At 73.0% G+C, this 24,902-nt stretch carries 18 protein-coding genes; 10 read left to right on the forward strand and 8 right to left on the reverse strand.

The window, feature by feature from the left end; translation table 11 throughout:
• From R7226_RS24610 to R7226_RS24640, 7 genes are all read left to right on the forward strand, one after another.
• The coding region (locus tag R7226_RS24610) for a lysozyme family protein (protein ID WP_318600018.1) at nucleotides 1–1,285 on the forward strand (1,285 nt) is incomplete at its 5' end.
• Entirely contained in the window at nucleotides 1,282–1,872 is a 591-nt protein-coding gene (locus R7226_RS24615) for a hypothetical protein (protein WP_318600019.1), read from the forward strand. The genes R7226_RS24610 and R7226_RS24615, both read left to right, overlap by 4 nt.
• Nucleotides 1,869–2,672, forward strand: a complete 804-nt coding sequence (locus R7226_RS24620; RefSeq protein ID WP_318600020.1) for a P-loop NTPase family protein — start codon at nucleotides 1,869–1,871, stop codon at nucleotides 2,670–2,672. Before R7226_RS24615 ends, R7226_RS24620 begins: the two co-directional genes overlap by 4 nt.
• The gene (locus R7226_RS24625; RefSeq protein ID WP_318600021.1) at nucleotides 2,669–3,250 is read left to right on the forward strand and encodes a hypothetical protein; all 582 of its coding nucleotides are present in this window, start codon (nucleotides 2,669–2,671) and stop codon (nucleotides 3,248–3,250) included. Before R7226_RS24620 ends, R7226_RS24625 begins: the two co-directional genes overlap by 4 nt.
• Nucleotides 3,247–3,447 (forward strand): hypothetical protein, encoded by a 201-nt coding sequence (locus tag R7226_RS24630; protein ID WP_318600022.1) that lies wholly within the window; start codon nucleotides 3,247–3,249, stop codon nucleotides 3,445–3,447. The genes R7226_RS24625 and R7226_RS24630 overlap by 4 nt, the downstream gene beginning before the upstream one ends.
• Before the next feature lie 3 nt (nucleotides 3,448–3,450).
• Nucleotides 3,451–5,145 carry a type IV secretory system conjugative DNA transfer family protein gene (locus R7226_RS24635; RefSeq protein ID WP_318600023.1) on the forward strand — a complete coding sequence of 565 codons (1,695 nt, stop codon included), beginning with the start codon at nucleotides 3,451–3,453 and terminating at the stop codon, nucleotides 5,143–5,145.
• Between the two features lie 42 nt (nucleotides 5,146–5,187).
• On the forward strand, nucleotides 5,188–5,475 hold the full coding sequence (locus R7226_RS24640) for a hypothetical protein (RefSeq protein WP_318600024.1): 288 nt from the start codon (nucleotides 5,188–5,190) through the stop codon (nucleotides 5,473–5,475).
• On the opposite strand, the gene R7226_RS24645 is transcribed toward R7226_RS24640, so the two are convergent.
• Complete coding sequence (locus tag R7226_RS24645) at nucleotides 5,472–6,476, reverse strand: hypothetical protein (protein ID WP_318600025.1); 1,005 nt, start codon at nucleotides 6,474–6,476, stop codon at nucleotides 5,472–5,474. The genes R7226_RS24640 and R7226_RS24645 overlap by 4 nt on opposite strands.
• An 83-nt stretch (nucleotides 6,477–6,559) precedes the next feature.
• On the reverse strand, nucleotides 6,560–9,433 hold the full coding sequence (locus tag R7226_RS24650; protein ID WP_318600026.1) for an AAA family ATPase: 2,874 nt from the start codon (nucleotides 9,431–9,433) through the stop codon (nucleotides 6,560–6,562).
• A 122-nt stretch (nucleotides 9,434–9,555) separates the two neighbouring features.
• Between R7226_RS24650 and R7226_RS24655 the strand changes: the two genes are divergently transcribed.
• Nucleotides 9,556–10,557, forward strand: coding sequence for a LysR family transcriptional regulator (locus tag R7226_RS24655; protein ID WP_318600027.1), 1,002 nt, complete (start codon nucleotides 9,556–9,558; stop codon nucleotides 10,555–10,557).
• Nucleotides 10,558–10,602: 45 nt separating this feature from the next.
• Here R7226_RS24655 and pntB read toward each other — a convergent pair whose 3' ends face one another.
• Both pntB and R7226_RS24665 read right to left on the reverse strand, forming a co-directional pair.
• Complete coding sequence (pntB, locus tag R7226_RS24660) at nucleotides 10,603–12,051, reverse strand: Re/Si-specific NAD(P)(+) transhydrogenase subunit beta (RefSeq protein ID WP_318600028.1); 1,449 nt, start codon at nucleotides 12,049–12,051, stop codon at nucleotides 10,603–10,605.
• Between the two features lie 3 nt (nucleotides 12,052–12,054).
• Nucleotides 12,055–13,584, reverse strand: a complete 1,530-nt coding sequence (locus tag R7226_RS24665; RefSeq protein ID WP_318600029.1) for a Re/Si-specific NAD(P)(+) transhydrogenase subunit alpha — start codon at nucleotides 13,582–13,584, stop codon at nucleotides 12,055–12,057.
• Nucleotides 13,585–13,842: 258 nt separating this feature from the next.
• On the opposite strand from R7226_RS24665, the gene R7226_RS24670 reads away from it, so the two are divergent.
• Nucleotides 13,843–14,775 carry a LysR family transcriptional regulator gene (locus R7226_RS24670; RefSeq protein ID WP_318600030.1) on the forward strand — a complete coding sequence of 311 codons (933 nt, stop codon included), beginning with the start codon at nucleotides 13,843–13,845 and terminating at the stop codon, nucleotides 14,773–14,775.
• 9 nt (nucleotides 14,776–14,784) lie between these two features.
• On the opposite strand, the gene R7226_RS24675 is transcribed toward R7226_RS24670, so the two are convergent.
• Complete coding sequence (locus R7226_RS24675) at nucleotides 14,785–18,261, reverse strand: glycosyl hydrolase (protein WP_318600031.1); 3,477 nt, start codon at nucleotides 18,259–18,261, stop codon at nucleotides 14,785–14,787.
• 170 nt (nucleotides 18,262–18,431) lie between these two features.
• On the opposite strand from R7226_RS24675, the gene R7226_RS24680 reads away from it, so the two are divergent.
• On the forward strand, nucleotides 18,432–19,070 hold the full coding sequence (locus R7226_RS24680; protein ID WP_318600032.1) for a DeoR/GlpR family DNA-binding transcription regulator: 639 nt from the start codon (nucleotides 18,432–18,434) through the stop codon (nucleotides 19,068–19,070).
• A 46-nt stretch (nucleotides 19,071–19,116) separates the two neighbouring features.
• Here R7226_RS24680 and R7226_RS24685 read toward each other — a convergent pair whose 3' ends face one another.
• From R7226_RS24685 to R7226_RS24695, 3 genes are all read right to left on the reverse strand, one after another.
• On the reverse strand, nucleotides 19,117–20,622 hold the full coding sequence (locus tag R7226_RS24685; RefSeq protein ID WP_318600033.1) for a calcium-binding protein: 1,506 nt from the start codon (nucleotides 20,620–20,622) through the stop codon (nucleotides 19,117–19,119).
• A gap of 32 nt (nucleotides 20,623–20,654) precedes the next feature.
• A complete protein-coding gene (locus tag R7226_RS24690) occupies nucleotides 20,655–21,353 on the reverse strand; it encodes an alpha/beta hydrolase (protein ID WP_318600034.1) in 699 nt (232 codons plus the stop codon).
• A gap of 130 nt (nucleotides 21,354–21,483) precedes the next feature.
• The coding region (locus R7226_RS24695; protein ID WP_318600035.1) for a glycosyl hydrolase at nucleotides 21,484–24,902 on the reverse strand (3,419 nt) is incomplete at its 5' end.

Here is a 24,902-nt window from a genome sequence, read left to right on the forward strand (position 1 = left end):
GGGCGGCGGCGGCGCGGGCGCGGCCGGCGGCGCGGGGCAGGCCGCGGGCGGCGGCGGCAACGCCGACCTGCTGCGCAGACTCGCCGAGCAACAGGCGCGCCAGGCGCACAACCAGCGTGACCACCACCAGCAGGGCTCCAAGCGAGCGGTCACGGCGATGCTGGTCGGACTCGGCACGATGATCGGAGCGCTGCTGCTCCTGATCACCCTCGTGGTGGTCATCTTCGGCACGTCGGCGTCAGCGACGGCCGGCAGCGGCGCCTGGGGCTACCCGACCGGCAGCCCGGTGCCCAAGGTCTACTGGCCGATCTACGTGACGGCGGCCGACCACTACGAGGTCAACCCGTACGTGCTCGCCGCGATCCACAACCAGGAGTCGAGATTCTCGACCTACCCGGGTGTCAGATCCGGCTGGAACAGCATCGACTGCTGCGGTGGCCCCATGCAGTTCCACAGAGACACGTGGCCGGGGCACAGAGATGCGTTCAGACCGATCGACGACATGCGCCCTTCCGACTACCCGCTCGATCGTCGCCAGCTGCCCAGCTGCGCATTCGCCAACACGCAGGCGACGGGCTGCATCTACGACGACTTCGACGCGATCGCCGCGGCCGCACACAAGCTCAAGGGCGACGGCGCCGACGACAAGGTCCTCAGCACGGGCACGCACGACGCCGTCTGCGCCTACATCGGCGCGTGCTCCGAGGTCGACCAGTGCAACGCGGGATCGATCAACAGATACTGCGAGGTGATCCCGAACGCGGTGGCATGGGAGAGAGCCGGGGCGATCGCCGGCCCGATCGGCGCGGCCGTCGGCACCGTCACGATCGTCCCCGGCAGACGGGCGGTGATCATGCCCAACGGGCTCGCGAAGGCGCCCGCGGACGCGCCGCTGGCCGTGAAGAAGATGATCGCCGCCGGGAACAAGATCCACGGTCTGAGATACGAGCTCAGACACTACGACACGCACATCGACAACGAGACGTACGACTGCTCGTCGTCGACCTCGCACGTGCTGTGGGCCGGCGGGAAGTTCGGAGAGCAGCCGTGGTGCAGCGCCATGTTCCCCTCGTACGGCAAGCCGGGGCCGGGGCGATGGGTGACCGTCCACACGCGCGGCCCCTGCGGTCCCACTGGCCACGTCTTCATGGTCATCGCCGGCCTGCGCTACGACACCTCGCCCGCAGGCGACACGAGCGTCAACGCCGGCAAGTTCGGACCGCGCTGGCGCACGGAGCGGGGCGACGCCGGCGACTTCATCCAACGACATCCGGAGGGACTGTGAGACCTGCACGACAGGCGCCCGCGCTGGCGGCGCTGCTCGCGGCCGTGCTCGCCGGCTGCGGGATCGAGAACCCCTACGACGAGCGACGGCCCACGGCGAACGCCGGAGCGGTGAGCGGCGAGCCGGTCGCGACGCAGCCGGCGGACTTCCCGATCGGCGGGGAGCTGCGACCCGGCCGGCCGGCGGCCGGCGAGCCCACCACGTTCCCCGCGGCGGGGCGCACGCCGCAGTCGACCCTGCGCATGGCCGCCCTGCTGGCCGGCAACTGGACGGCCGCGACGGCGCAGTCCGTGTACGACAAGCTCGCCGCGATCAGCGTCAGCGACACGCGCGTCCAGTTCCAGCAGCTCGCGGCGGGTGCCCGCATCGACGTCCGGCAGCGCGGCGAAGGCGCCCGCTCGACCGCGACGGTCGTCGCGATCACGGTCAGCGGGACCGGCGACACGCGGCGCGGCGTGATCGTCACGCGCGAGCGGATGGTCACCGACGACCTGCCCAGCCTGGCGGCCGAGTATCGCGTGACGCTGGCCAGAGTCCAGCGGCGCGGCGGCGCCTGGGTGATCGCGAGCTGGGAGCCGAAGCCATGAGCGCGCACGCCGCGCCGATCGACCATCGAGCGGCGCGCGGCGGGTCGCCCGCCGCCGCGACGCAGGCGGCGCCTGGCCGCGCCGCCGCCGTCCCGCCGCCCGCCACCGCGACGCCGCTCGTGGCGGTCTGCGGGCTGTGCGGGGGAGCCGGCGCGACGACCCTGGCGTATCTGCTCGCGCGGGCGCACGCCCGGGAGACGCGCGCGCGGGTGCTCGTCTGCGACACGGGCGGCCCGAGCGGCGGCCTCGTCGCGTACGCGGGCGCGCGCACGGCGCGGTCGCTGCCGCGGATCGCCGACGCCGTCGCCGCGCACGCGCCGCTCGGCGACGCGCTGTTCGCGCACGCCGCCGACGGCCTGCGCGTGATGGCGAGCCGGCCCGCGCTGGAGTCCGGCGCCGACCCGCGGGGGCTCGCGCGCGTGCTGCACGACGCGCGCTCGGCGCACGAACTGACGGTCGTCGACTGCGGCCTGCCGGTCAGCGCGATCGAGCAGCAGGTGATCGCCACTGCCAGCCACGTCGCGTGGGTGCTGCCAGCGACGGTCGGCGGCCTGCGCCGCGCACGGCCGCTGCTCGATCTGCTGGGAATCGACTCGGCGCGCCGCGAGCTGGTCGTCGCGCGCGAGGACCTCGGCGGCAGCGCCGCCGCGACCGACGAGCTGCGCGCGCTGGCCGAGCGCCGCGACGCGGCGCTCGTGCTGATGCCGCACGTGCCCGACCTCGGCGAGCACCCCGCCGAGGAGGCGCTGGAGGAGGCGGGACTGACACTCGACGCGATCCGCATGGAGGTGACGCGATGAACGCCGCGACCACGACGACCCCGGCACTGCCGGCCCCGATCACGACCTTGCCGCTGCGCGCCGCGCTGCACGTCGCGCTCACACTCGCCGGAGCGACGCTGGTGACCGCGATCGCGGTGCGCCTGGCGGTCGCCGCCGACGCGCGCGACCTGCTCGGCTTCGGCTTCGCCGGCGTCCCCGCCGACGCCGGCACGGCAGCGGGGATCTTCGCCACCAACACGCGCGTGCTCGGCGGCGTGCTGGCCGCCTGCGTCGCGGTCCAGCTCGGGCGCCGGCAACCCGGCGACGGCCTGCCGGGCGCGCTGCTGAGCGTGCTCGTCACCGTCTGCGACGCCGCCGTGCTGCTCGGCTGCGCGCTGCACGCGCTGTACGTCGGCGCCGCGATCGGCGCCTACGGCACGCGGACGCTCGAGGTGCTGGTCGCGCACGGCCCGGTCGAGATCGCCGCTTTCGCGCTCGCGCTCGGCCTCTACGTGACGGCGCGCCGCCGCACGGTCGCGGTCCGTGTGACGGTCATGACGGCGCTCGTCGCGGTCGCGCTGCTCGCGCTGGGCGCGCTGCTGGAGACGTTCGCATGACTCGCGCCCGCTACGAAGCGCTCGCGCTGCTGGGCGCGACCCTGCTGGTCGTCGCCTCCGGCGGCTGGCGCATGGCGCTGCTGGCGGCCCTCGCCGCCGGCGCGGTGACCGCGACGCGCGTGCGCTACGCGCCGCTCGCGGGGACCGCGCTGCTGGCCACGACCGCCGTCGTCCTCGCGACCGGGAACGGGGGCTGAGCGATGTCGAGCAACATGATCCTGTCGGGCGGCGGCCGTCAGGACGCCGACTACAAGCGACTGGCGGTCGCGGTCGCCGCGATCGGTCTGCTGATCGCGATCGCGGCAGCGTTCGCGTGGGGCATCCCGATGGTCGCCGGCTGGGTCCACGCGGGCACGCTGCCGCGGCTGGGGCTGATCGACGCGGCGCGCGCGCTCACCGACGGCGAGCTGCTCGGGCCCGCTCCCGGGCGCGCCTACCCGCGGCCGGTCGGGGCGCTGCTGCCCGACGCGCGCGAGTTCCGGCTGATCGCCGTGCTGACCGTGATCGGGCTGCTGGCGAGCGTCTTCGCGGTCGGGCGCGAGATCGAGATCCGCATGAGCAGACAGGCCGCCGACCGCCGCTGGTGGCAGCTGCGCGGCCGCCGGCCGCAGGAGTTCGGCCGCTACCGCACGGTGCGCGAGATGATCGTCACCGGCCGCTCGCCCGACCACCTGATCGTCGGCCACATCGCCCGGCCGCGCGCGGCCGTCGCGGTCAGCCGGCTCGCGCAGCTGGCGGTCGTCGCGGCGCCCCGCACCGGCAAGAGCTCGGGCCTCGTGATCCCGGCGATCCTCGAGCACGAGGGGCCGATCGTGACGACCTCGGTGCGCGCCGACATCCTCGACCACACGCTCGCGCGCCGGCGCGCGCTCGGGCGCGTGTGGGTGTGGGACCCGTTCGGCGCCGACACCGACTCGTGGGACCTCCTGCACGGCTGCGAGCGCTGGGAGCACGCGCTGCTCGTCGCGCGCTGGCTCGGCCACGCGCAGACGCTCGGCCAGGGCGGCAACCAGGAGTACTTCGATCAGGAGGCCGAGAACCTGATGGCGCCGTACCTGCACGCGGCGGCGCTGACGCCCGACGTGACGGCCGCCGGCGTCTACCGCTGGATCCTCGGACGCGAGCTCGACCAGCCGCTGTCGATCCTCAGAGACGCGGGCGCCGTCGACGCCTGCGAGCGGCTCAAGTCCGTCTACGCCTACACCGACCGCCAGCGCGACGGCATCCTCGGCACCGCCGCCATCTACCTGAAGGCGTACGGCCACCCGGCCGCCGAGCGCACCGCGCGCCGCAGCGGCGGCGTCACGCCGGAGGAGCTGGCCGACGGCCCCAACGCGCTGTACATCGTCGCCGGCCGCGAGCACCAGCAGCTGCTGGCGCCGCTCGTCGTGACGATGCTGTCGTCGCTGCTGCACTGGCTCAGCGAGCGCGAGAACCGCACCGGCGAGGCGCTCGCGCCGTCGGCCCTGTTCGCGCTCGACGAGACGGCGTCGATCGCGCCGATCCAGGACCTGCCGCAGATCCTCGCGACCTGCCTCGGCTCGGGCGTGCGCTTCATGACGGTCTGGCACTCCATCTCCCAGATCCACCGCACGTTCGGCGAGGAGGCGGCCGCGGAGATCCTCGCGCTGTCGCAGGCGAAGGTCTTCATGGGCTCGATCACAGACCCGCTGACGCGCCGCGAGATCGTCGACCTGCTCGGCCACGACCAGCGCTCGCGCCGCAGCGGAAGGCTCCCCTACGCCGTCGACGTGATGACCTCCCAGGCGCTGCAGCGGATGACCGCCGGCGAGGGCCTGCTCGTCAACGGCCAGCTGGCGCCGGTGATCTTCCGCCAGCGACGCCACTACCTCGACCCCGACCTGCGCCGGCTCAAGAGCGCCTCCGCGTCCTGAGCTGTCGTCCGACCGTCCCAACCACCATCGAGGAGGACCACGATGCCCCAGCTGCTCGAAGATGGGCTGCCGCAGCGCACCCGCAGATCGATCGACTTCGCCCAGTGGGCCGACGGCCAGGCATGGAAGTTCGTCAAGGGCGAGGACTACACGAGCACGACCGAGACGTTCCGCGCCGCCGTCCGCCGCTGGGGCAGAGAGCACGGCTACGAGGTCGAGTCGCGACCTCTGCCCGCGCTCGACGACGCCGGCGAGGAGCTGCCGCTGTCCAAGACCGACGGCATCGCGCTCGCCGTCCGCTTCGTCGTGCCGGAGGGCGCCGCGACCTAGAAGCCGATGTCAGGCGCCTGGTCGATCTCGGCGGGCGCGCCTGCCTCCAGCTCCGCCGCCGGTGCGGGCGCGGGCAGGCGCTCCTGTGGCGCCGCCCAGGCCCCGCTCGCCTCGCGGGCGGCCGGGAGGTCGCCCGCGAGGGGCTCGAACGCCGGGCCCTCGCCCGCGATCGCGGCCTCCGGCCGCACCTGCGCCTGCGCCTGCGCCTGCGAGCGCGCCAGCGACGCGGTGTTCGCGGCCAGCCACATCGCGGTGGCGCTGCCGTGCTCCTGCATCCAGCTGTCGAGATACTCGACCTCCGACGACGCCGCCGGATCGAGCAGCCACGCGGCGGCCGCGCGCTGACTCGCCGCCGCGTCGTGGTACTGAGCGGCCAACCGGACGTCGTGACCGGAACGTTCCAGCACGGTCGCCTTCCACTCGTGCTCCACGGAGTTTCGCGCGTGCTCCCGCCCGCGGAAGTCGCGCGACGCACGAACCTGGTCGACGTCGAGCGTCTCCAGCGGGCTGCCGAGCTCCCCCAGCAGGCGGTCGACCGTCTGCGCGTCAGCGCTGGCGATCGCGCCGACCATCGTCTCGGCCCGCATCGTCAGCTGCCGGCAGCGCGCGTCCCCGAGCAGCTCGCGATGCCCTTCCAGCATCGCCGCCATCTTGACCGCCTTCGGCGTCTGCTCGGAGCTGCGCGCCCACGTGGTCCCGGCCTCGCGCTCGAGCGCCAGCGCGTATGCGGCGCGATCGAAGTCCTCGCTCTCCCAGCGCGTCAGGCGCCGCTCGCCGCCGGATCCGACGAGCGTCCGCTCGGCCCGCGGGCCGAGCTTCTCGAAGGGGTCGCCGAGCACGTCGCGCGCGCTGTCCAGCAAGGTGCGGTCATAGCCCCTGAACTGGGGCCGCAGGGCGTTGACGCGCGCCTCGAGACGCCCCACGAGCTGTGCGCTGAGGCGCGGGCGCAGCTCTCTCAGACGCTGGTCGGCGGAGCGGCGGGAACGATCTCGTTCGGACATCTCCCGATTGTCGCGGCGCCCCAGCGCGGGCATCACGAGAGCTGGTGATCACCGTCATCAGCGCGCCCGATCGGCGCCTCTGCTCACGCCTCGTCGTCCGCGCGCGCTAGCTCGAGCGCCGCGGCCGTGCGGGTGCGGACCCCGAGCTTGGTGAAGATGCGGCCGAGGTGGCTCTCGACCGTCTTCTCGCTGATCACCAGCTCGGCGGCGATCTGACGGTTCGTCGAGCCGCTCGCGACGAGCGCGGTGATCTCGCGCTCTCGCCGGCTCAGCGCCGCCGGGCCGCGCTGCGGGCGCGGCAGGGCGCGGCGGCCGCGCGGAACACGCAGGCCCAGCTGGCGCAACGCGCCGGCGACCTCCTCGCGGCGACGCCCGGCGCCGGCGGCGGCGAGCGTCTCATGCGCGCCGCGCAGGCGCGCGATGCCGTCATCCCGCATCCCTTCGAGCACGAGCGCACGGCCCAGCAGCGCGTCGGCGTGCGCCGCGTCGAGGCGCCGTCCAAGCGCCTCGAAGCCGGCAGCAGCCTGTTCGGCGGCGGCGTGCGCCGTGGCCCCGTCGCCGTCCTCGAGCAGCACGAGCGCACGCGACAGCGCCGCGGTCGGGGCCGCGCTCGCTGAGCCGACAGCGGCTGCCATCGCCGTGCAGCGCTCGCTCCATTCGCGCGCGGCCGCGAGGTCGCCGGCTGCCAGCTGCGCCTCGACGACGGCGCGGGCGATGCTCGGGCGCAGCGTCGGCGCGAGCCCTCTCAGCTCGACGCCTCCGACGCTCAGCAGCACCTCGATCGCGCGCTCGGGGTCGCCGGCGGCGAGCCACGCGCGACCGAGCGCGCACGCCGCCAATTCGGAGAGGACGCCCGACGGCACGCGCGACCGCTGCTGGACGGCCAGCTCCGCGTGCGCGACCGCATCCTCGACCTCGCCGCGCTCGATCGCGACGATCGCGCAGTACTCGTTCGCGAACATCGTCGAGAACGGGTCCCGCAGCTCCGCGGCGACCTCGACCGCCTCACGCGCCGCGCTCTCAGCCCGCGCGAGGTCGCCGAGCCGCGTGCAGTTGAGCGCGAGCCCGGTCAGCGCGGGCACCACGAAGACGTCCTGTCCACTGCCGCGACCGGCCTCCAAGAGCTGCTCGGCGTAGGCGACCGCGGTCGCGTAGCGGTCGAGCTCGTTGGCGGCCATCACGAGGTAGCCGAGCGCCTCCGGGTGCTCGATCAGCGAGGTCTCCGCCGCTGCCGCCCGCTCGCTCTCGGCGAACATCTCGTGGGCGGCCGCGAGGTCGCCGAGCTGGCACTCGGCGACGCTCAGCAGCGCCGTCGCCGCGACACGGATGCTGCCCGCGCCCTCGCCGCCCGCGTCGAGGGCGAGCGCGGCGCTGCGTGCCACAGCCTCCCAATCGTTGGCATGAAGGTTCGTCGCGGCGATCCGCAGGTGCAGCTCAGCAGTGTCCGCGGGGCTCATCTGCTGCAGCAGCCAACCCGTCTCGGGATAGCGCCCGAGGACCGACTCGACCTGCGCCAGCGGAGCGAGCGCGGCGGCGCGCGCGTCCTCCGGCACGGTCGGCAGCAGCTCGGCGGCCTCCGTGAGCGGCACGCGTGCCGCGTCGTCGCCAGCGCCGCCGGCATCCAGCGCGACGGCGCTGCGGAGCAGCAGGTTCACCCGCTCAGCCGGCGAGCCGTCGGTGCCCAGCACGCGCAGCGCGATGCCGAGCCAGCGCGCCGCCGTGAGCGGCTCGCGGTCGAGCGCCTCGGCCGCCGCGCGGGCGAGCAGCCCGGCGGCCTCCTCGTCCCCAGGGCGCGCCCAGCGCTCGACGTGGCGGGCCTGCTCCGGCAGCGGCGCAGCGACCGCCGCCAGCGCATGCGCGGCCCGCTCGTGCGCGGCGATGCACCAGGCGTCGCCTGCCCAGTCGCGGACGAGGCGAGCGACGACCGGTCGCCGGAAGATCCAGCGGTCCGGCCGCTCTGTCGGGCGCACCAGCTCGGCCGCCACCAGCTCCTGCAGGGCGGCCTGGTGGGACGCGAGCTGCGCGACCTCGCCGGCCACGCCCGGGTCGAACGGGTCGCCGAGCACGGCGGCGGCGCGCACGAGCGCGCGGGCGTCATCCGACAGCGCGCTCAGCTCGCCGACGAGCGCGGCGCGCAGGTTCGCGCGCGCTCCCTCCTCGCCACGAGCGTCGCCCGCCAGCTGCGTCAGGAAGAACGGGTTGCCCCCGCTCTCGTGCAGCAGCTCCCGCGCAAGCTCCGGCGCGATGCCGCCGAGCAAGCGCAGCGCCGCTTCGGTCTCCAGCGGCTCCAGGCCCAGATGCACGACCTCGCCGGCCGACGAGGCGAGGCCGATCGCGCGCGTCAGCAGGTCCGGCACCGCTCCCGAGCGGTGGGCCAGCACCGGCAGGACTCGCTGCGGCGCGCGACGCGCCAGCTGCGCGATCACCGCCAGCGATTCCTCGTCGGCCCACTGCGCGTCGTCGATCACGACCACGACCGCGCCCTCGGCCGCCGCGACGTGCTCCAGCGCCTTCGCGAGCACGCGATGGAGCGCCGGGCCCCGTTCGGCGCGTGCGACGTCGCCCTCCGCACCGACCAGCGAGGGCAGCGCCTCGGCAAGCGTCGCGATCCGAGCCGGTCCGAGCTGTTCGCGCAGCAGCTCCTCGAACGGGGCCAGCGCGGGGTCGAAGGTGTCGTGGAGGAGGCCGAACGGCTCGTCGCGGCCGAGCAGGTCTCCGGCGCCGCGCACGACCCGGAGCCCGCGCGCGACGGCGCGCGAGGCGAGCGTGTCCAGCAGCGCGCTCTTGCCGATCCCCGGCTCGCCGCTGACGACCACCCGCGGCTGACCGCCGGCGATGAAGCGCTCCAGCGCCGCGTCGATCAGCGCCAGCTCGCGCCGGCGTCCGAGGAGGCCGCTCGTGAGCCCCTCCGTGCTGACAGCTCTCCCGTCGACCGGGTCAACAGCGTCCGTGCTCACAAGCATCCGTACCGGCTCGACACCCTTAGGGGAGTCGATCCTACTGAACAGCACATGCCGTCAATAGATTTGCGGGATCTCACCGCTTGTGGCATCGCCTGGGGTGAGCGACGCTCATCACCATGGACGGATGGACCGGCGTCGAGCTTCGTCACCTGGCGGCCCTCGCAGCGATTCACGAAGAGGGCTCCTTCCGCGGCGCCGCCGACCGGCTCGGCTATGTGCAGTCCGCGGTCAGCCAGCAGCTCGCGCAACTCGAGCTGCTCGTCGGCACGCGGCTCGTCGACCGCGCGCGCGGACACGCTCCGCCCGTGCGCCTGACCGAGGCCGGCGTGCTGCTGCTCGACCATGCGGGCCGCATCTTCGGCCAGCTCGCCGCGGCGGAGGCCGATCTGCGCGTGCACGCCGCGGACGGCGCACCGAGGCTGCGCATCGGCGTCGACCAGAGCGTTGCGACGCGACTCGTGCCCGCGGCGTTGCAGCACCTCGGCGCCGCGCACCCGGGGATCTCCGTCGAGCTGGATGAGGCAAGCTCGGACCGTGTCCACCTCGAGCGCGTCGCGGCCGGTGAGCTGGACGCCGCCTTCGCCGAGCTGCCGCTGGGCAGCGACTCGCTGCGCTTCACCGAAGTGCTGTCGGATCCGTGCGTCCTGCTGCTGCCGCGCGCCTCGGCGCTGGCGAACGCCGACGACGACCTCGAGCTCGCGGACCTCGTCGCCGCGCCGCTCGTGACGCTCGCCGGCTGGCCGATGATGAACCTGATCGAGTCGCACCTGCGCAACGCGGGTCTCGAGCCGCGCACCGCCATGCGCACGAACACGTGCACGACGGCCCAAGCGCTCGTCGGGACTGGCGCCGGAGCCGCGATCCTGCCGCGCCTGGCCGTCAACGAAGACGATCCTCGCGTCGTCGTGCGCGACCTGTCCGCGCTGCTGCCGTCGCGCACCGTCGTGCTGTACTGGCACGAAGCGCGCCTCAACGTCCCCGCGCTCGTCGCCTTCCACGCCGCCACGATGTCCTCCGCCCGCCAGGTGCGACGCGGGTACGGGGGCCGGCCGGTGGCGTCCGTCCTCGCGGCGGCGCCGGCGGCCGATCCGATCTTGGCTGCCGCCGTCCCGTCGTAGCACGCCGTCGTCAGCCGCCCTGCGGCTGACGACGGCAGGCGGGCCTCAGGCCGGAACGCGCGCGGCGGCGAGGGCGCCGACGATCTCGTCGACCTTCGTCTTCGCGTCGCCGAACAGCATCTGCGTGTTCTCGCGGAAGAACAGCGGGTTCTGGACCCCGGCGTAGCCGGAGGCCATCGAGCGCTTGAAGACGATCACGTTGCTCGCCTCCCACACCTTCAGCACGGGCATGCCGGCGATCGGGCTGGTCGGGTCCTCGGTGGCCGCCGGGTTGACCGTGTCGTTGGCCCCGATCACGAGGACGACGTCGGTGTCGGCGAAGTCGTCGTTGATCTCGTCCATCTCGAGCACGATGTCGTACGGCACCTTCGCCTCGGCGAGCAGCACGTTCATGTGGCCCGGCAGACGGCCGGCGACCGGGTGGACGCCGAAGCGGACCTCGATGCCGCGGTCGCGCAGCTGACGGGTCAGCTCCGCGACCGGGTACTGCGCCTGCGCGACCGCCATGCCGTAGCCGGGCGTGATGATGACCGAGCTGGCCTCCGTCAGCAGCTCGACCGCGCTGGCCGCGTCGATCTCCCGGTGCTCGCCGTAGTCGGTGTCGGCCGAGGCCGGGGCCTCGATGCCGAAGCCGCCCGCGATCACGGAGATGAACGAGCGGTTCATCGCCTGGCACATGATGTAGGAGAGGTAGGCACCGGAGGAGCCGACGAGCGCCCCGGTCACGATCAGGAGGTCGTTGTTGAGCAGGAAGCCCGACGCCGCCGCGGCCCAGCCCGAGTAGGAGTTGAGCATCGAGACGACGACCGGCATGTCGCCGCCGCCGATCGAGGCGACCAGGTGCCAGCCGAGCGCGAGCGCGAGCACGGTGACCGCGATCAGCAGCGGGAGGCTCGGCGAGATCACGAAGATCACCGTCAGCACGACGAACGCCGCGAGCGCGCCGATGTTGAGGTAGTTCTTGCCCGGCAGCATCAGCGGCGCCGACTTGATTCTCGCCGAGAGCTTCAGGTAGGCGACGATCGAGCCGGTCAAGGTGACCGCGCCGATGAAGACGCCGATGAAGACCTCGGCGTTGTGGATGTCGAGCAGCGAGCCGGCGAGGTCGGTGTGGTGGCCGTTTTCGACGGAGAAGTAGCCGTTCCAGCCGACGAGCACGGCGGCGAGGCCGACGAAGCTGTGCAGCAGCGCGATCAGCTCGGGCATGCCGGTCATCTCGACGACGCGGGCGCGCCACAGGCCGATGCCGGCGCCGATGACGACCGCGACGACGAGCAGGACGACCGCGACCGCCTCGGCGTGCTCGGTCGCGACGCCGATCGTCGCGAGCAGCGCGATCGCCATGCCGGCGATCCCGAACGCGACGCCCTGACGGGCCGACTCGTGTCTGGAGAGCCCGGCGAGCGAGAGGATGAACAGCAGCGCCGCGACGATGTAGGAGGCCGTCGCGATCGACTGCAGGTCGATGGAGCTGTAGACGAGAGATGCGGTCATGGATCAGCCTCTGTTGAACATGCTGAGCATGCGCCGGGTCACGGCGAAGCCGCCGAAGACGTTGATCGACGCGAACAGGATCGCGACCGTCGCGAGCGCGCGGATCGCGGTGTCGTCCTGCTCGCCGAGCTGGAGCATCGCGCCGACGACGATGATCCCGGAGATCGCGTTCGTGACCGACATCAGCGGCGTGTGCAGCGCGTGGTGGACCTTGCCGATCACGTAGTAGCCGACGACGACGGCCAGCATCAGCACGGTGAAGTGCTGCGGCAGCGGGTCGGGGGCGAAGGCGTTGACGAGCCCGAACGCGAGCAGGCCGACGGCGATCGCGGCATATCTGACCCACGCCGGGCGCGGCTCCTTGGCCGGCGCGGCCTCGACGGCCGGCTCGACTCTCGCGGCCGGTGCGGCAGAGACCTGGACCGGCGGCGGCGGCCATGTTCTCTCGCCGTCGCGCACGACCGTCATCGAGCGCTGGACGACGTCGTCGAAGTCGAGCGTGAGCTGCCCGTCTCTCTCCGGCGTCAGCAGCTTCATCAGGTTGACGAGGTTCGTGCCGTAGAGCTGCGAGGCCTGCGCGGGCAGGCGGCCGGCGAGGTCGGTGTAGCCGATGATCGTGACGCCGTTGTCGGTCACGATCGCCTTGCCGGCGACCGAGCCCTCGACGTTGCCGCCCATCGCGGCGGCCATGTCGACGATCACCGAGCCCGATCTCATCAGCGCGACCTGCTCGGCGGTCATCAGCTTCGGCGCCGGGCGGCCCGGGATCAGGGCCGTCGTGATGATGATGTCGACGTCCTTCGCCTGCTCGGTGTACAGCTCGGCCGCGAGGCGGTTGTAGTCGTCGCTGGTCGCTCTCGCGTAGCCGTCGCTGGAGACCTCCAGCTCCATCACGGAGAGGAACTCGCCGCCGAGCGATCTGACCTGGTCGGCGACCTCGGGACGGGGATCTGTCGCCCGCACGATCGCGCCGAGGCTGTTGGCGGCGCCGATCGCGGCGAGCCCGGCGACGCCGGCGCCCGCGATCAGCACCTTCGCCGGCGGGACCTTGCCGGCGGCCGTCACCTGGCCGGTGAAGAAGCGGCCGAAGACGTGCGCGGCCTCGATCACGGCGCGGTAGCCGGCGATGTTGGCCATGCTGGAGAGGACGTCGAGCGACTGCGCGCGGCTGATGCGCGGCACGGCGTCCATCGCGAGCGCGGTGATCGGCCGCTCGGCGAGCGCGTCGACCAGCTCGGGTCTGATCGCCGGCGCGAGCAGCGCGACGATCGTCGCGCCGTCCTTCAGCTTCGCGATCTCGTCACCGGTCGGGCCGTTGACGCGCAGCACGACGTCGGCCTGCCACGCCTGCTCGGCCGACCCGACGGTCCCTCCCGACGCCGCGTACGCGTCGTCGTCGAAGCTGGAGAGGACGCCGGCGCCCTCCTCGACCACCACGTCGTAGCCAAGCCCCACAAGCTGTCTGAGCGTCGCCGGGGTCGCGGCGACGCGTGTCTCCCCCGCATTGGTCTCGCGGGGCACTCCGATCAGCATCGAGATTTCAGACTCCTCGTGACAAGAACATTCCACAGGCCGAACGCCCGGCTTTGAAGACGCTCATCCTACGGGCGTCGGCCCCGGCCCGGCTACCACAGAAGAGGCGGGCACGACCAAAGGAAACCAGCCTGCCGCCGCCAAGAGCGTCGATTGCCCCGACACCGGCGAACGGGCCCGACAGCTGATCCCCGCCGACTTCGAGTGGCAGCCGGCGATTTCCTGCACCGCGCCCTCTCGCTCTGTCAGGCTGAGCTGATGGAGCTGAGACAGCTGGAGTACTTCGTCGCGGTCGCCGAGACCGGCAGCTTCACGCTCGCGGCGCAGCGGCTCGGGGTGGGGCAGCCGGCCGCCTCGACCGCGATCCGGCGGCTGGAGGACACGCTCGGCGTCGAGCTGTTCACGCGCACCCAGCAGGGCGTCACGCTGACGGTCGCGGGCGAGACGCTGCTGCCGGCGGCGCGCCGCACGCTGCTGGCCGCGACCGACGCGCGCGAGCTGATCGCCGCCGTCAACGGCGGCGAGCGCGACACGATCCGCTTCGGCAACACGCAGGTGACGTACGGCCTGCGCGTCGGCGAGCTGCTGTCGCAGTTCCGCCTGCGCCGCCCGCTGATCTCCGCTGAGCTGCTGAACGGCGGGATCGGCGCCGCGAAGCTGATCGAGCACGTGCGCGACTCGCGGCTGGACTGCGCGATCTCCGCAAGCGTCCGCAAGGCGCCTCCCGGCGTCCGCTTCGAGACGCTGTACAGCACCGAGTACGGCATCCACGTCGCCGTCGACCATCCGCGCCTGCGCGGACCGTACGTCACGCCGCAGGAGTTGGCGCGCGAGCCGCTGGTGGGCTCGCCGGCCGGCACGCCCGAGCGGGCCGACCTCGACCACCTCTTGGAGCTGCTCGGGATCGCGCCGCCGATTCCGCTGGAGACGAACAGCTTCCCCGCGACCTTCGACCTCGTCCGCGACGGCCAGGCGGTGGCGCTGCTGCCGAGAGGCCTGATCTGGATGCACCCTCCGGGAGTGCGCATGCTGCCGCTCGACCGCGAGCTGCCGCGCTGCCGCACGGTCGCGGTGACGCCGACCAACCGCCCGCTGCGCCCGATCGTCGGGGAGCTGATGGAGCAGTTGACCGGCGCCTGGACGACGGCGATCGCCGGCGTCAACGACCCGCCGGCGATCCCGAAGGCGTGACGCGGGCGTTCAGCGCAGCCTGATCGTCAGCCTCGCCTTCCTCGTCGCCGTCGCGCCGGTCGCGTTCTTCAACGCGTAGGTGGCGGTCGCGGTCACCTTGGCGCGTCTGCCGAGGCGGGCTCTCGCCGCTCTCGTCAGCTTCACGACGAGCGTCGCGCGCTTGCCGGCGGCGACGCTGACCTTGCCGCTGCCGAGCACGACCGTGCGCGTGCCGAGCTTGGCGCGCAGCGTGACCGTGCCGGTCACCTTCGCCGCCGAGCCGTTGCGCAGCAGGAAGCGGACCGCGCCGCGCTTGACCGTCGCGCTGCGTGCGAGCGCGACCTTGATCGGCTTCTTCGCCGGGCTCGCCGGTCTTCTCGGCTGCTCCGGCGTGCCCGGCTGCTGCGGCGGCTGCGGCTGCTGCGGCTGTCTCGGCTGCTCCGCCGCCGGTCTCGTCCAGACAGCGGCCTGCTTGTAGGGGGTCAGGACGACCGGGCCGACCAGGCCGTAGCGCTGCACGAACCCGCGTCTGGTGACGTTGGGATCGATCGCGTTCAGGCGGTTGTTGAGCGTCGTCGCGACGCGCACCTCGATCGTGTTCTCACCCGCTCTGAGGAGGCCGGCCAGATCGACGTCGCCGCTGATCTGATCGGCGGGAACCTGCCTGTCGTTGACCCTCACCGTGAAGGTGTCGAAGACCTCGCCGAGGCTCAGCGTCGCCCCGTCGGCGGCGCTCCAGCCGGCCGGCAGGCTCACCGTCGTCGTGTAGACGCCGGTTCCCGACGTGTCTCTGAGCTGCGGGATCTCGGTCCACGGCTTCAGGCCGTCGAGGTCGACCTCGACCGGCACCCTGACCGTCTCCGGGGCGCTGATGCCGACGGTGACGAACGGATTGGCCGGCTGCCAGTCCTGTGCCGACAGCTGCCAGTCGGCGTCGGTCAGGTCGATCGCGCCGGCGGCCGCGCCGATCTCGCTGCGGACGGTCGTGCCGTCGCTGAGCGCGGTCGCGTAGCTGCCCGCTCTGGCCGCGCGCACGGCGAGCGTGTCGCCGTCGGGCGCGACCGCCGTGTCCGCCTCGGTCGAGACGACATGGACGGCCGGTGCCCGCTTCGCGAAGCGGGACGGATCGTCGCTGAGGGCGATGATCGTGCTGGAGTCCGTGGCGAGTCTGACGCGGACGGTGACGTGCTCGCCGTCGCTCGTGTAGTCGGCGATCGGCGTCGCCTCGCCGCTCCAGGCGTCGAGACGGTACGGCGTACCACGGCCCTCGAACGTGAAGGTGCGGTCGAGCGCGCTGCCGATCGCGGGGTCGAAGAGGTTCATCGGCTCGCCGGCCGGCTCGACGACGCCCTGGTTGTAGAGGAAGTAGTAGTCGGTCTTCGTCGCCGCGTCGGTGCGGCGGACGGTCAGCGCCTGCGACGGCGCGGCCGGTCTCGCTGCCGGCTCGACGCCGAGCTGGCGCAGCGCCTTCGGCACGTCGCTCTCGTTGTCGACCTGGCGGACGTTCTCCTCCTCCAGCAGCTTCGCGACGAGCGAGCGCAGCGCGCTGTCGGAGCCTGGCGTGTTGCCGGGCGTCTGGTTCGGCGGCGTGCCGACGATCACGACCGGCAGACCGGCGCGGGCGTAGCGCAGCAGCTTCTGCGCGACGGAGATCGGCAGCGACGTCTTGACCGGATCTCTCGCCGGGTACTGCTGCGCATCGACGACGAATGCCTTGTAAGCGGGGCCGTCGGCGGCGAGGCGGCCGTTGGTGACGGTCGCGTTCGGGAGGTCGAGCAGCGTCGGGTTGAGGTAGTCGTGCGTGAAGCCGGCCTCCTCCAGCTTCGTGTCCGGCCAGTGGCGGATGTGCGGCTCGTTCGGGTACTGCGGATAGAGGTAGTTCTGCATGTAGACGGCGACGTCGGCCTTCGCCTGGCCTTGCGTCAGGACCTGCTGATTGCGGGCGATGAAGTCGTTGAAGGCCGGCGCGTCGACCCACATCGGGTTGCGCGGCCCCCACGCGTTCGCGAAGCCCGCGTTGCCGAAGTTGTGGTAGCCGGGCCACGTCGCGGTCGCGCTGTCGCGGTAGGGATAGACGTGGTAGACGAGCTTGGTGATGCCGCCCGCGAAGCTGCGGTTCATGCGGATCACCATGTCCTGCACGGACTCGGCGTAGTTCTTGTTGAGGACCGCGCAGCACTCGGTCGAGTACCACGGGTTGCCGGTCATGTGGTTGGCCGAGGCAATCGGCTTGTAGTAGTCGACGATGTCGCCCCACAGTGACTCGTGCTCGGGCCGGTCGAGCGCCCAGCTCGCCTGGATCGCGTCGTTGATCGGCAGCGTCACGTCGCGCTCGCCCTCGGGCTGCAGGCGCAGCACGTTGCCGAACGTGCGCACGTACGCTCTCAGCGGCTCGAGGTGCTTCTCCACCCAGATGTCCCCGCGCACGGCGTAGAGGTCGTTGCGCACGCGCGCGTCGGAGCCGTCGCTGAACTTGAACGCCTTGTAGAAGAGGCCGGCGAAGTTCGGCGTCAGGTCGTAGCCGCGGCGCGCTCTGAATTCAGCGGCCATCCTGTTGGTCCAGATCTCGTCCGGGGAACCGCGGTCGCTGGAGTGCGAGTCGTACATGATGTCGCCGCCGTTGGCTCTCAGCAGCGCCTTCACCTGCGGCGAGAAGCCGCTCTCCATGCTCGCGATCAGCTCGTCGGTGCCCTCGCTGCTGAAGGGGTCGGGCTGGGCGAAGACGCCGCGCGACCAGAAGGCGATCAGCTGCCACTCGGCACCGGCCGGCGAGCTCGGCGCGGTCCATCTCAGCGAACCTGTCGTCGAGCCGCCGAGCACGCCGAGCCTGTCTCTGCCGGTGACCTGGCTCGTCAGGTCGACGACGGAGTCGCGCTCGAGCGAGACGACGCCGCTCGTCGGGCAGGGGGTCTGCGCGCAGCGGTAGGCGAGCACGGAGACGAGCGTCGGCGTGTTCGCGTTGGCCGGCGTCGGCGCCGGCAGCGTGCCGTCGAAGGTCGCCCCGGCCGCGACCGTGGCAGCGCCCTGGAAGAGGCTCTTGCGCGCGTTGTCGCTGTTGATCGAGTAGCCGACCGGGTTCTGTGTCGGGCCGTGGCTGAGGCTGACCTCGATCCCCAGCTCGTTGGCCTTCGTCAGGATCGCGACGAGCTGCTGCTCATCGGGGAAGGCGCCCTGGCCGTACTCGGCGCCGGCGATGTGCGCGTCAGCCAGCTCCTGCAGCTGCGCCTGCAACCCGGCGGGCGTCGCCGTCGCGGGCATGTTGATCCGCACCCACGGCTTGTCGACCGACCCGGGAGCGGCGAACGACTGGGCCGTGAGCGGCGTCACCGGGTTGATCGCGGCGAAATCGGCGGGGGCGGCGGCAGCCGAGGCGGCCGCGAGGCCGGCGACGACCGCACCCGCGCTCGCGCCGACCGCGAGCGCGCGCCGCAGCGCGGGCAGCGGAGCGCAAGCGCGCAGCGCGTGGTGCCGCGGCCGAACGGCCGCGGGAAGCGTGGAACGATCCACGTCTCTCTCCTCCTACTAGCTCCTGACGGCCGCCCCGAAGGAGCGGTCGGTGCGCTCGATGTCGAGCGACTGCGGGAGCTTATGTGAGTTTTTGGTTAGTGAATCCCCCTGTTGATGGAATATCACTCATTCACGACATCAATGAAGCACGGCGGTAGCGTGACGAGTCGATGCCCGCCACCGCCCACGGCCGCCTGCGATCGAGCGACCGCCGCCTCGCGCTCGAGCGCCTGCTGCGCACCGCCGGCACGCTGACGCTCGCCGACGCGCACGTCCGCTTCGACGTCTCGCCGATGACGATCCGGCGCGATTTCGACGAGCTGGAGCGCCGCCGCGTCGCGGTCCGGACCCACGGCGGCATCGTCTTGCGCTCGCTGCTCTCACCCGCCGCCCGCGCCCAGCCGCCGGACGCCGCCGCCGATGCCGCCCTCCGGGGCATCGCCGAGCACGCCGTCGACGCCCTCCGCCCAGACGAGACGATCTTCCTCGACGGCGGCCCGCTCGCCGTCCCGATCGCGGCGGCGCTGATCGCCCGCAACGTCCGCTTCGCCGTCGTCACCACCAGCCTTCCGGCGACGTCGTTGCTCTCACGCCACGACTCCCCGCCGGCAGCGGTCACGCTCGCAGGCGGTGACTTCGACCCCGCCTCTCGCAGCTTCGTCGGCCCGACCGCGCTCGCCGCGATCGCCCGCCACTACGCCGACCGCGCCCTCGTCTCCGTCGGCGAGGCCGACGCCGATCCCCGTCTCGCCGACGTCACCCGCGCGATGGTCGACCACGCGCGCGACGCCCTGACGCTGACGGCGTAGCGCGCCGGCCACCCCGGGAAGTCGTCGATCGTGGCGACTGCCCCGGTCAGCGGCGCACCGGCATGCGCAAGATCCTGCCTCTCCGCACGACCGCACCGCAGCGGCCGCGCACCTCGTCTCCACGGTCGACCACGACCCGGCTGCGGCCGCCCGAGCAGATCACGACGTCGTCGTCGCGCCCATCGCGGACGTTGACGAAGTCCCCGCCGCGCCCACCGGCCCCCGTGCGCACGACCGTCGGCCCCTGCGCGTCGACGATCATGTCGGAGCCGGGGCCGCCGGCGAGCACGTCGCGGCCGGGTCCGCCGAGCAGGACGTCGTGTCCGGCCCCGCCCACGACGCGGTCGTCGCCAGGCCCGGCGAACAGGTTGTCACGGCCGGCCTCGCCGTCGAGGCGGTCGTCGCCGGCGCCGCCGTCGACGTTGTCGGCGCCCGCGCCCGCGTACACGCGGTCGTCGTTGCCGCGCCCCCGCAGCGTGTCGTCACCATCGGCGCCGCGCAGCGTGTCGCGCGCGTCGGTGCCGGTGCGAACCCGCTTCTCGCCCGCGGGCGAGATGCCGCGCGTGCCGGCGTTGAAGTTCGTCGTCGCGATCTGCTCGCCCAGCGAGCGCCCCTCGAGCGTCGCGTCGGGCGCGCGCTGCGCCGCCGTCGCAGACGCGCTCGCGTCCTTCGCCGTGGCGCTGAAGTACTCCGCGCCCTGACCGGTCGCGACGTTGCTGAACTGCACGCCGATCCGCACGTGGTCGGTGCGGAACGGGTTGGGATTCGGATTCGTCAGCGATGGGTTGATCATCGTGTCGGTGATGTCGCCGAAGCTGTTCCAGAAGACCTTCGTGTCGCTCCAGACGAACCAGTCGGCGTCGGCCATCGCGCTGTAGCGGTTGTACTGCGCGGTGAGGAAGTCCTTGACCACCGCGGTCGCCGCGGCGGTCACGGCGGCGACCACCGCACCGCCGATCGCCGCGGGGATCGTGGCGCAGGCGATCCCGAACGTGGGGAGCCCGCCGACGGCGCAGACGATCACGCTGGCGCCGATCGCGGTGATCGCGGACGATCCGGCGGCGATCAGCGCGTTGGCGATCGCTCTGTTGCCTTGGAACGTCTGCAGCCGCAGCGCCTCGGCGATGTTGCCGTGGATGAACGGCGCGCCGTTGGTGTTCAGCCAGCGGAATCTGCTGTCGCTGTCGCTGTAGTCCATGTCGCCGCGGAAGAACGGGCTGCCGCGCCAGTTGCCGCCGTAGTGCTTGGCGACGATGTCGTCGGCGATCAGCGTCCCGAACGGGATCTCCATCTTCGGCGAGCACTGCAGCAGCACGTCGACCGGTCTGAGCGAGTCTCTGCCGCCGATGTTGCGCTTGACCAAGACACCGCCGTCGTCGCCGGTCGAAGCGCACGGATCGGCGTCACCGACGTCGCTGGAGAGGTGTCTCATCGCCGCGCCGGTGGATGGCAGCAGCAGGCCGAGCGCGAGCACGGCGCCCAGCAGCACGCCCAGGCGCGCGCGGGCGGGGAGGGTCGCGGCGAGACCGGCCGCGCGAAGCGTGCGATGCATCCGCGGGACTATCGGACACGCTCGTGCGGCTGTCATGAGTAATTACCACTCATCTTTTGTGACCATTCATCGACCGAAGACGTGGCGTTCGAGGAACTCCAGCTGGTCGGCGACCACGGCCGCGTGACCGGGACCGTCGTAGACGTCGAAGTGATCGCGTGCCGCCAGCCCGCCTCGCTGTCGGGCGCGTTGATGAACGCCGCCTCGTGCGGTTGCCCGACGGCGGGCAGCGGCCGACCGCGGATCGCGGCAAGCGCCATCTTGGCCGTCGTCCGCGGAGCGGCACGATGCGCCTGACGGATGATGTCGAGGAACGGGACCTGGCTGATCGCGGCCGCCACGCGCCGGTCGCCCGCGGCCGCCGCGAGCGCGTTGCCGCCTCCCATCGACGAGCCGAACGTGACGACGCGGGCGGGGTCGACGCCGGGCAGCCCGCGCGCGCAGGCGATCGCGCTGCGCCAGTCCTCGAGCTGGCGGGCGGGGTGGAACAGGTCGGGCGTTCCGGCGCTGTCGCCGAAGCCGCGATGGTCGAACACGAGCGCGACGGCGCCGATGCCGGCGAAGCGCTCGGCGAACGGGCCCAGCCCGTCGCGGCGCGTCCCCGACAGACCGTGCGCCATCACGACGACCGGGCGCCGCTGCGCCGGCCCGGCGCGCTCCTGCTCGGGTTCGTAGACCCAGCCGGCGCACGCGGCACCGGCGACATCGAACTGCACCTCAATTCGGTCCATGGAGCGGATCGTCGTCGCCGGCGGGCGCCATTCCTAGCGGATTTCGGACGTCGAGCTTCGCGATGCTCGCCGCTCCGCGGTGCTCACCGCGCGGGGCCGGCGCGGCACGCCGGCCCCGCGGTGCGGCGACCTACCTCGCGATCCGGAACGTCGTGCGAACGGCCGTCGAGCCGTTCCCGGCGGCGTCGGTCGCGCGCAGCGTGACGCGGTAGGCGCCGAGCGGCAGGCCGCGCGACTGGCGCTTGGTCGCGATCGTGACCGTGCGCGTGCCGGCCTTCGCGTCGACCGTGCGGCCGCGGACGGCGCGCCACACGACGCAGCGCTTGCCGCTCGCCGCCGGCTTGCCGCCCACGACGCAGCGGCCGCCGCGGACCCGGCCGCTCCGCTTGCGTTCGAGCGTCGCGCGCACCCGTGCCCGCTCCGAGAGCGTGAAGCGGATGGAGATCGCCGTGCCGCGACGGGCCGCTTGCGTGAGCTTGGCCTTGGTCACGCGCGGCTTCGTGCGGTCGCGCGGCGGCTGCGGCGTTCCGGTCGGCGGCGCGGGGCCGCTTCTGGGCGGCTCAGGGCCGTTTCTCGGCGGCTCCGGCTGCCCACCGCCGCCGAGCGGCACGGCGACCTCGCCGTACGGCTCGAGCGCCACCGGGCCGATCAGCCCGTACGGGTCGCTGACCCCCGCGACCGCCGCGTTGCCGAGCAGCGAGGCGACGCGGACCTCGATCTCGTTGCTGCCGGCGCGCAGGTGCGGGCCGAGGTCGATGCGGTCGGGCACGACCTGGTTGGGCTGCGCGACCGCCGTGCCGTTGACCTTCACGGTGAAGGAGCCGAGCACCCGGCCGAGGTCGAGGTAGGCGCCGTGGCCGCCGTCCCAGCCGGCGCCGAGGTCGATCGTCGTCCGGTAGGTGCCGACGCCGGAGCGGTTGCCGATCGCGGCGATCGCGTTCCACGCGGGCAGGCGGCCGTCGCCGCCGGCGGTGACGTCGACCGGCGCCAGCGGGACCTTCGCGACGTCGGTGAACGTCGCGCCCTGCTGCCAGGAGACGACGTCGAGCGTCCATTCCCTCAGCGGCTTCACTGCCGGCACGCCGCCGATCGCGGTCTCGACGCGCCGGCCGTCGCCGAGCGTCGCCGTGTACGTGCCGGCGCTCGCGGCGCGCAGCCGCGGCGTGCCGTCGGCGCCGTAGCGAGCCTCGTCGGCGGTCGTCGCGGCGACGTGTGCCGCCGGCGGCTCGCCGGCGAGCTTCGCGGTCGAGAGCGCGATGATCGCGGCGTCGCCCGATCTGATCCGCAGCGGCACGCGGACGCCGTCGGCCGTGCGCTCGTACCGCGCGACCGCCGTCGTCTCGCCGCTCCAGCCGTCGAGCCGGTACGGCAGACCGGCGCCGCGCAGCGCGACGCTCGTCGAGACGGTCTCGTCGCCGTGGTTGAAGAGGAACCAGTAGTGCGTGTCGTCGGTCTCGCGGTGGACGCCGGAGATCGGGCTCGGGTGCTCGAAGGCAGCCGCGGGGGTGACGCCGGCGGCGCTCAGCGCGCCGACGATCTCGGCCTCCGACGCGACGTGCGTCGCCGACGGCTGCGCCACGATCTGCTCGACCAGCGCGCGCAGCTGCGCGTCCTGCCCGGGATGGTTGCCGAAGACGCGGTCGGGCAGCGGGCCGGCGAAGACGATCGGCAGCCCGGCCTTCGCCCAGCTCAGCACTCTGCGCGCCGTCGCGAGGTCGAGCGCGCCGGTCTGACTGTTGACGTTGGCGACGTTGTCGATCACGAAGGCGCCGAACGCCTGTCCCTCGGGGTCGAGCCGGCCGCCGCTGACGCGGGCGCGATCGGCGGCGACCATCGTGCGGTTCATGAAGCCGTGCTGGTAGCCGGCCTGCTCCAGCCGCTCGTCGACCAGGTAGGGATCGCCGGTCTCTCCGGCGGCGCTGTGGCCCTGCCCCTGGTGGTAGATCGCCACGTCGCGGCGCAGCTCGCCGGCGCGCAGCACCGTCTGTGCCCGGCCGATGTAGTCGTTGAACGCCTTGTCGTCCTGCCAGCTCGGGTTGTGCGGCCCGTAGCTGTCGGCGACGCTGCCGATGCCGAACGCCTCCCAGCTCGGCCACGCGCTCGCGAGCTGCGGGCTGCGGTCCGCCCAGCCGTGGAACACGATCTGGTTGACGCCGGTCGAGAACTGCTGGTTGACGTGCGCGGCGAGCGTCTCGCGCGGGTAGCGGAACATCGTGCCGGAGGAGCAGCACTCGGTCGAGACGATCGCTCTCTCACCCCACGCGGCCGCGCTCGACATCGCGCGCCAGGCGTCGGAGCCGCGTGTCTCGATCCGGTTGAGCGGGTCGGCCTGCGTGAAGGAGCGATCCTCGCCCTCCGGGACGTCCTGCAGCGTGTACATCTCCATCGCGTCGAGCGGCGTCGGCCCCCACGAGCTGTACGCCTGACCGCGGACGGTCATCCCGAGCGTGTCCGCCCACTGCTGCAGCGGCAGCAGGTGGTTGTCGCGGAAGAGGTCGCTGAGCGTGCGGTTGTAGTCCTCGCGCACGCGTCTGCCGACGTCGCCGGCGAACTCGAACGACGGTCTCGCGACCGCGATCGCCGCGAGGTGGGGCACCAGCGAGTAGCCGCGCCGTGCCTGGAACTCTCTGAGCAGGTCCGGCGTCCAGTGCCGCACCTCTCTGCCGAACTCGTTCAGCTCGAGCGAGTCGAAGAAGAGCGAGCCGCCGCTGTCGCGCATCGCGTCGCGCAGCCGCGGCGTGAAGACCTCGTCGTCCCAGTAGTCCTGGACCTCGTTGATGCCGTCCTTGTCGAAGTGGTCGACGAGGTAGGTCCGTCTCGGCGTCCCGGCCATGTAGATCCACTGGCCGGTGCCGTGCTCCCATGCGCCGACGAGCAGCCAGCTGGCGCCGGCGGGGCTCGCCGGGGCGGCCCAGCTGACGGTGCCGTCGGGCTGCACGTCGCCGGTCAGGTCGACGACCGACGCCTGGTCGAGGACGGGCACGCCGCCGCTGCCGTCGCAGCGCTCGACGCAGCGGTAGGCGAGGGCGGCGACGAGCTCCCGTCTCGTGACGCCGGCCGGCAGCGCGCTCGTCGGCAGCGGGCCGCTGAACGACGCGCCGGCGTCGACGGGCGTGCTGGCGAGCGAGAGCTGCTTCGCCGATCTGGCGCCGTCGGGCGAGACGCGCGGCGTCCCGGCCGACCATGCGGCCGTATAGGTCTGGTCGACGCGCAGCCCGTGCGCCTTGCCGGACTCGAAGACGTCGCTCGTCGCCTGCGACCAGGCCGGGGTCCCGAAGCTCTCCGTCGCGGCGTCGTAGCCGGGCGGCGGCGGGCCGGGGAAGACGAAGGTGCTCGCCTCCACGCCGCCCGCGCCGCTGTCGGCCATCGCGCCGAGCTGCGCGTCGATCGAGGCGCGGTCGAGCGTGCCGGTCGGGCTCCAGAAGCGATACATCGGCCGCTCCTCGCGGGCCGGCGCGGCGAACCGCCCGGCGGCGTCGTCGGCGGCGGCAGCCGGTCCAGCCGCCGCGGCCAGCCCGCCGAGCGCCGCGAGCGCGATGACGGCGCCGG

Source organism: Conexibacter stalactiti (genome assembly GCF_033542075.1).
Taxonomy (GTDB): domain Bacteria; phylum Actinomycetota; class Thermoleophilia; order Solirubrobacterales; family Solirubrobacteraceae; genus Conexibacter; species Conexibacter stalactiti.

What these genes read in the sequence shown, in the direction of transcription:
- R7226_RS24685 (WP_318600033.1), bottom strand. Translation starts at nt 20,622, where the DNA reads ATGCATCGCACGCTTCGCGCGGCCGGTCTCGCCGCGACCCTCCCCGCC.
- R7226_RS24645 (WP_318600025.1), bottom strand. Translation starts at nt 6,476, where the DNA reads ATGTCCGAACGAGATCGTTCCCGCCGCTCCGCCGACCAGCGTCTGAGA.
- R7226_RS24690 (WP_318600034.1), bottom strand. Translation starts at nt 21,353, where the DNA reads ATGGACCGAATTGAGGTGCAGTTCGATGTCGCCGGTGCCGCGTGCGCC.
- R7226_RS24670 (WP_318600030.1), top strand. Translation starts at nt 13,843, where the DNA reads ATGGAGCTGAGACAGCTGGAGTACTTCGTCGCGGTCGCCGAGACCGGC.
- R7226_RS24665 (WP_318600029.1), bottom strand. Translation starts at nt 13,584, where the DNA reads ATGCTGATCGGAGTGCCCCGCGAGACCAATGCGGGGGAGACACGCGTC.
- pntB (WP_318600028.1), bottom strand. Translation starts at nt 12,051, where the DNA reads ATGACCGCATCTCTCGTCTACAGCTCCATCGACCTGCAGTCGATCGCG.
- R7226_RS24635 (WP_318600023.1), top strand. Translation starts at nt 3,451, where the DNA reads ATGTCGAGCAACATGATCCTGTCGGGCGGCGGCCGTCAGGACGCCGAC.
- R7226_RS24655 (WP_318600027.1), top strand. Translation starts at nt 9,556, where the DNA reads ATGGACGGATGGACCGGCGTCGAGCTTCGTCACCTGGCGGCCCTCGCA.
- R7226_RS24625 (WP_318600021.1), top strand. Translation starts at nt 2,669, where the DNA reads ATGAACGCCGCGACCACGACGACCCCGGCACTGCCGGCCCCGATCACG.
- R7226_RS24640 (WP_318600024.1), top strand. Translation starts at nt 5,188, where the DNA reads ATGCCCCAGCTGCTCGAAGATGGGCTGCCGCAGCGCACCCGCAGATCG.
- R7226_RS24620 (WP_318600020.1), top strand. Translation starts at nt 1,869, where the DNA reads ATGAGCGCGCACGCCGCGCCGATCGACCATCGAGCGGCGCGCGGCGGG.
- R7226_RS24680 (WP_318600032.1), top strand. Translation starts at nt 18,432, where the DNA reads ATGCCCGCCACCGCCCACGGCCGCCTGCGATCGAGCGACCGCCGCCTC.
- R7226_RS24630 (WP_318600022.1), top strand. Translation starts at nt 3,247, where the DNA reads ATGACTCGCGCCCGCTACGAAGCGCTCGCGCTGCTGGGCGCGACCCTG.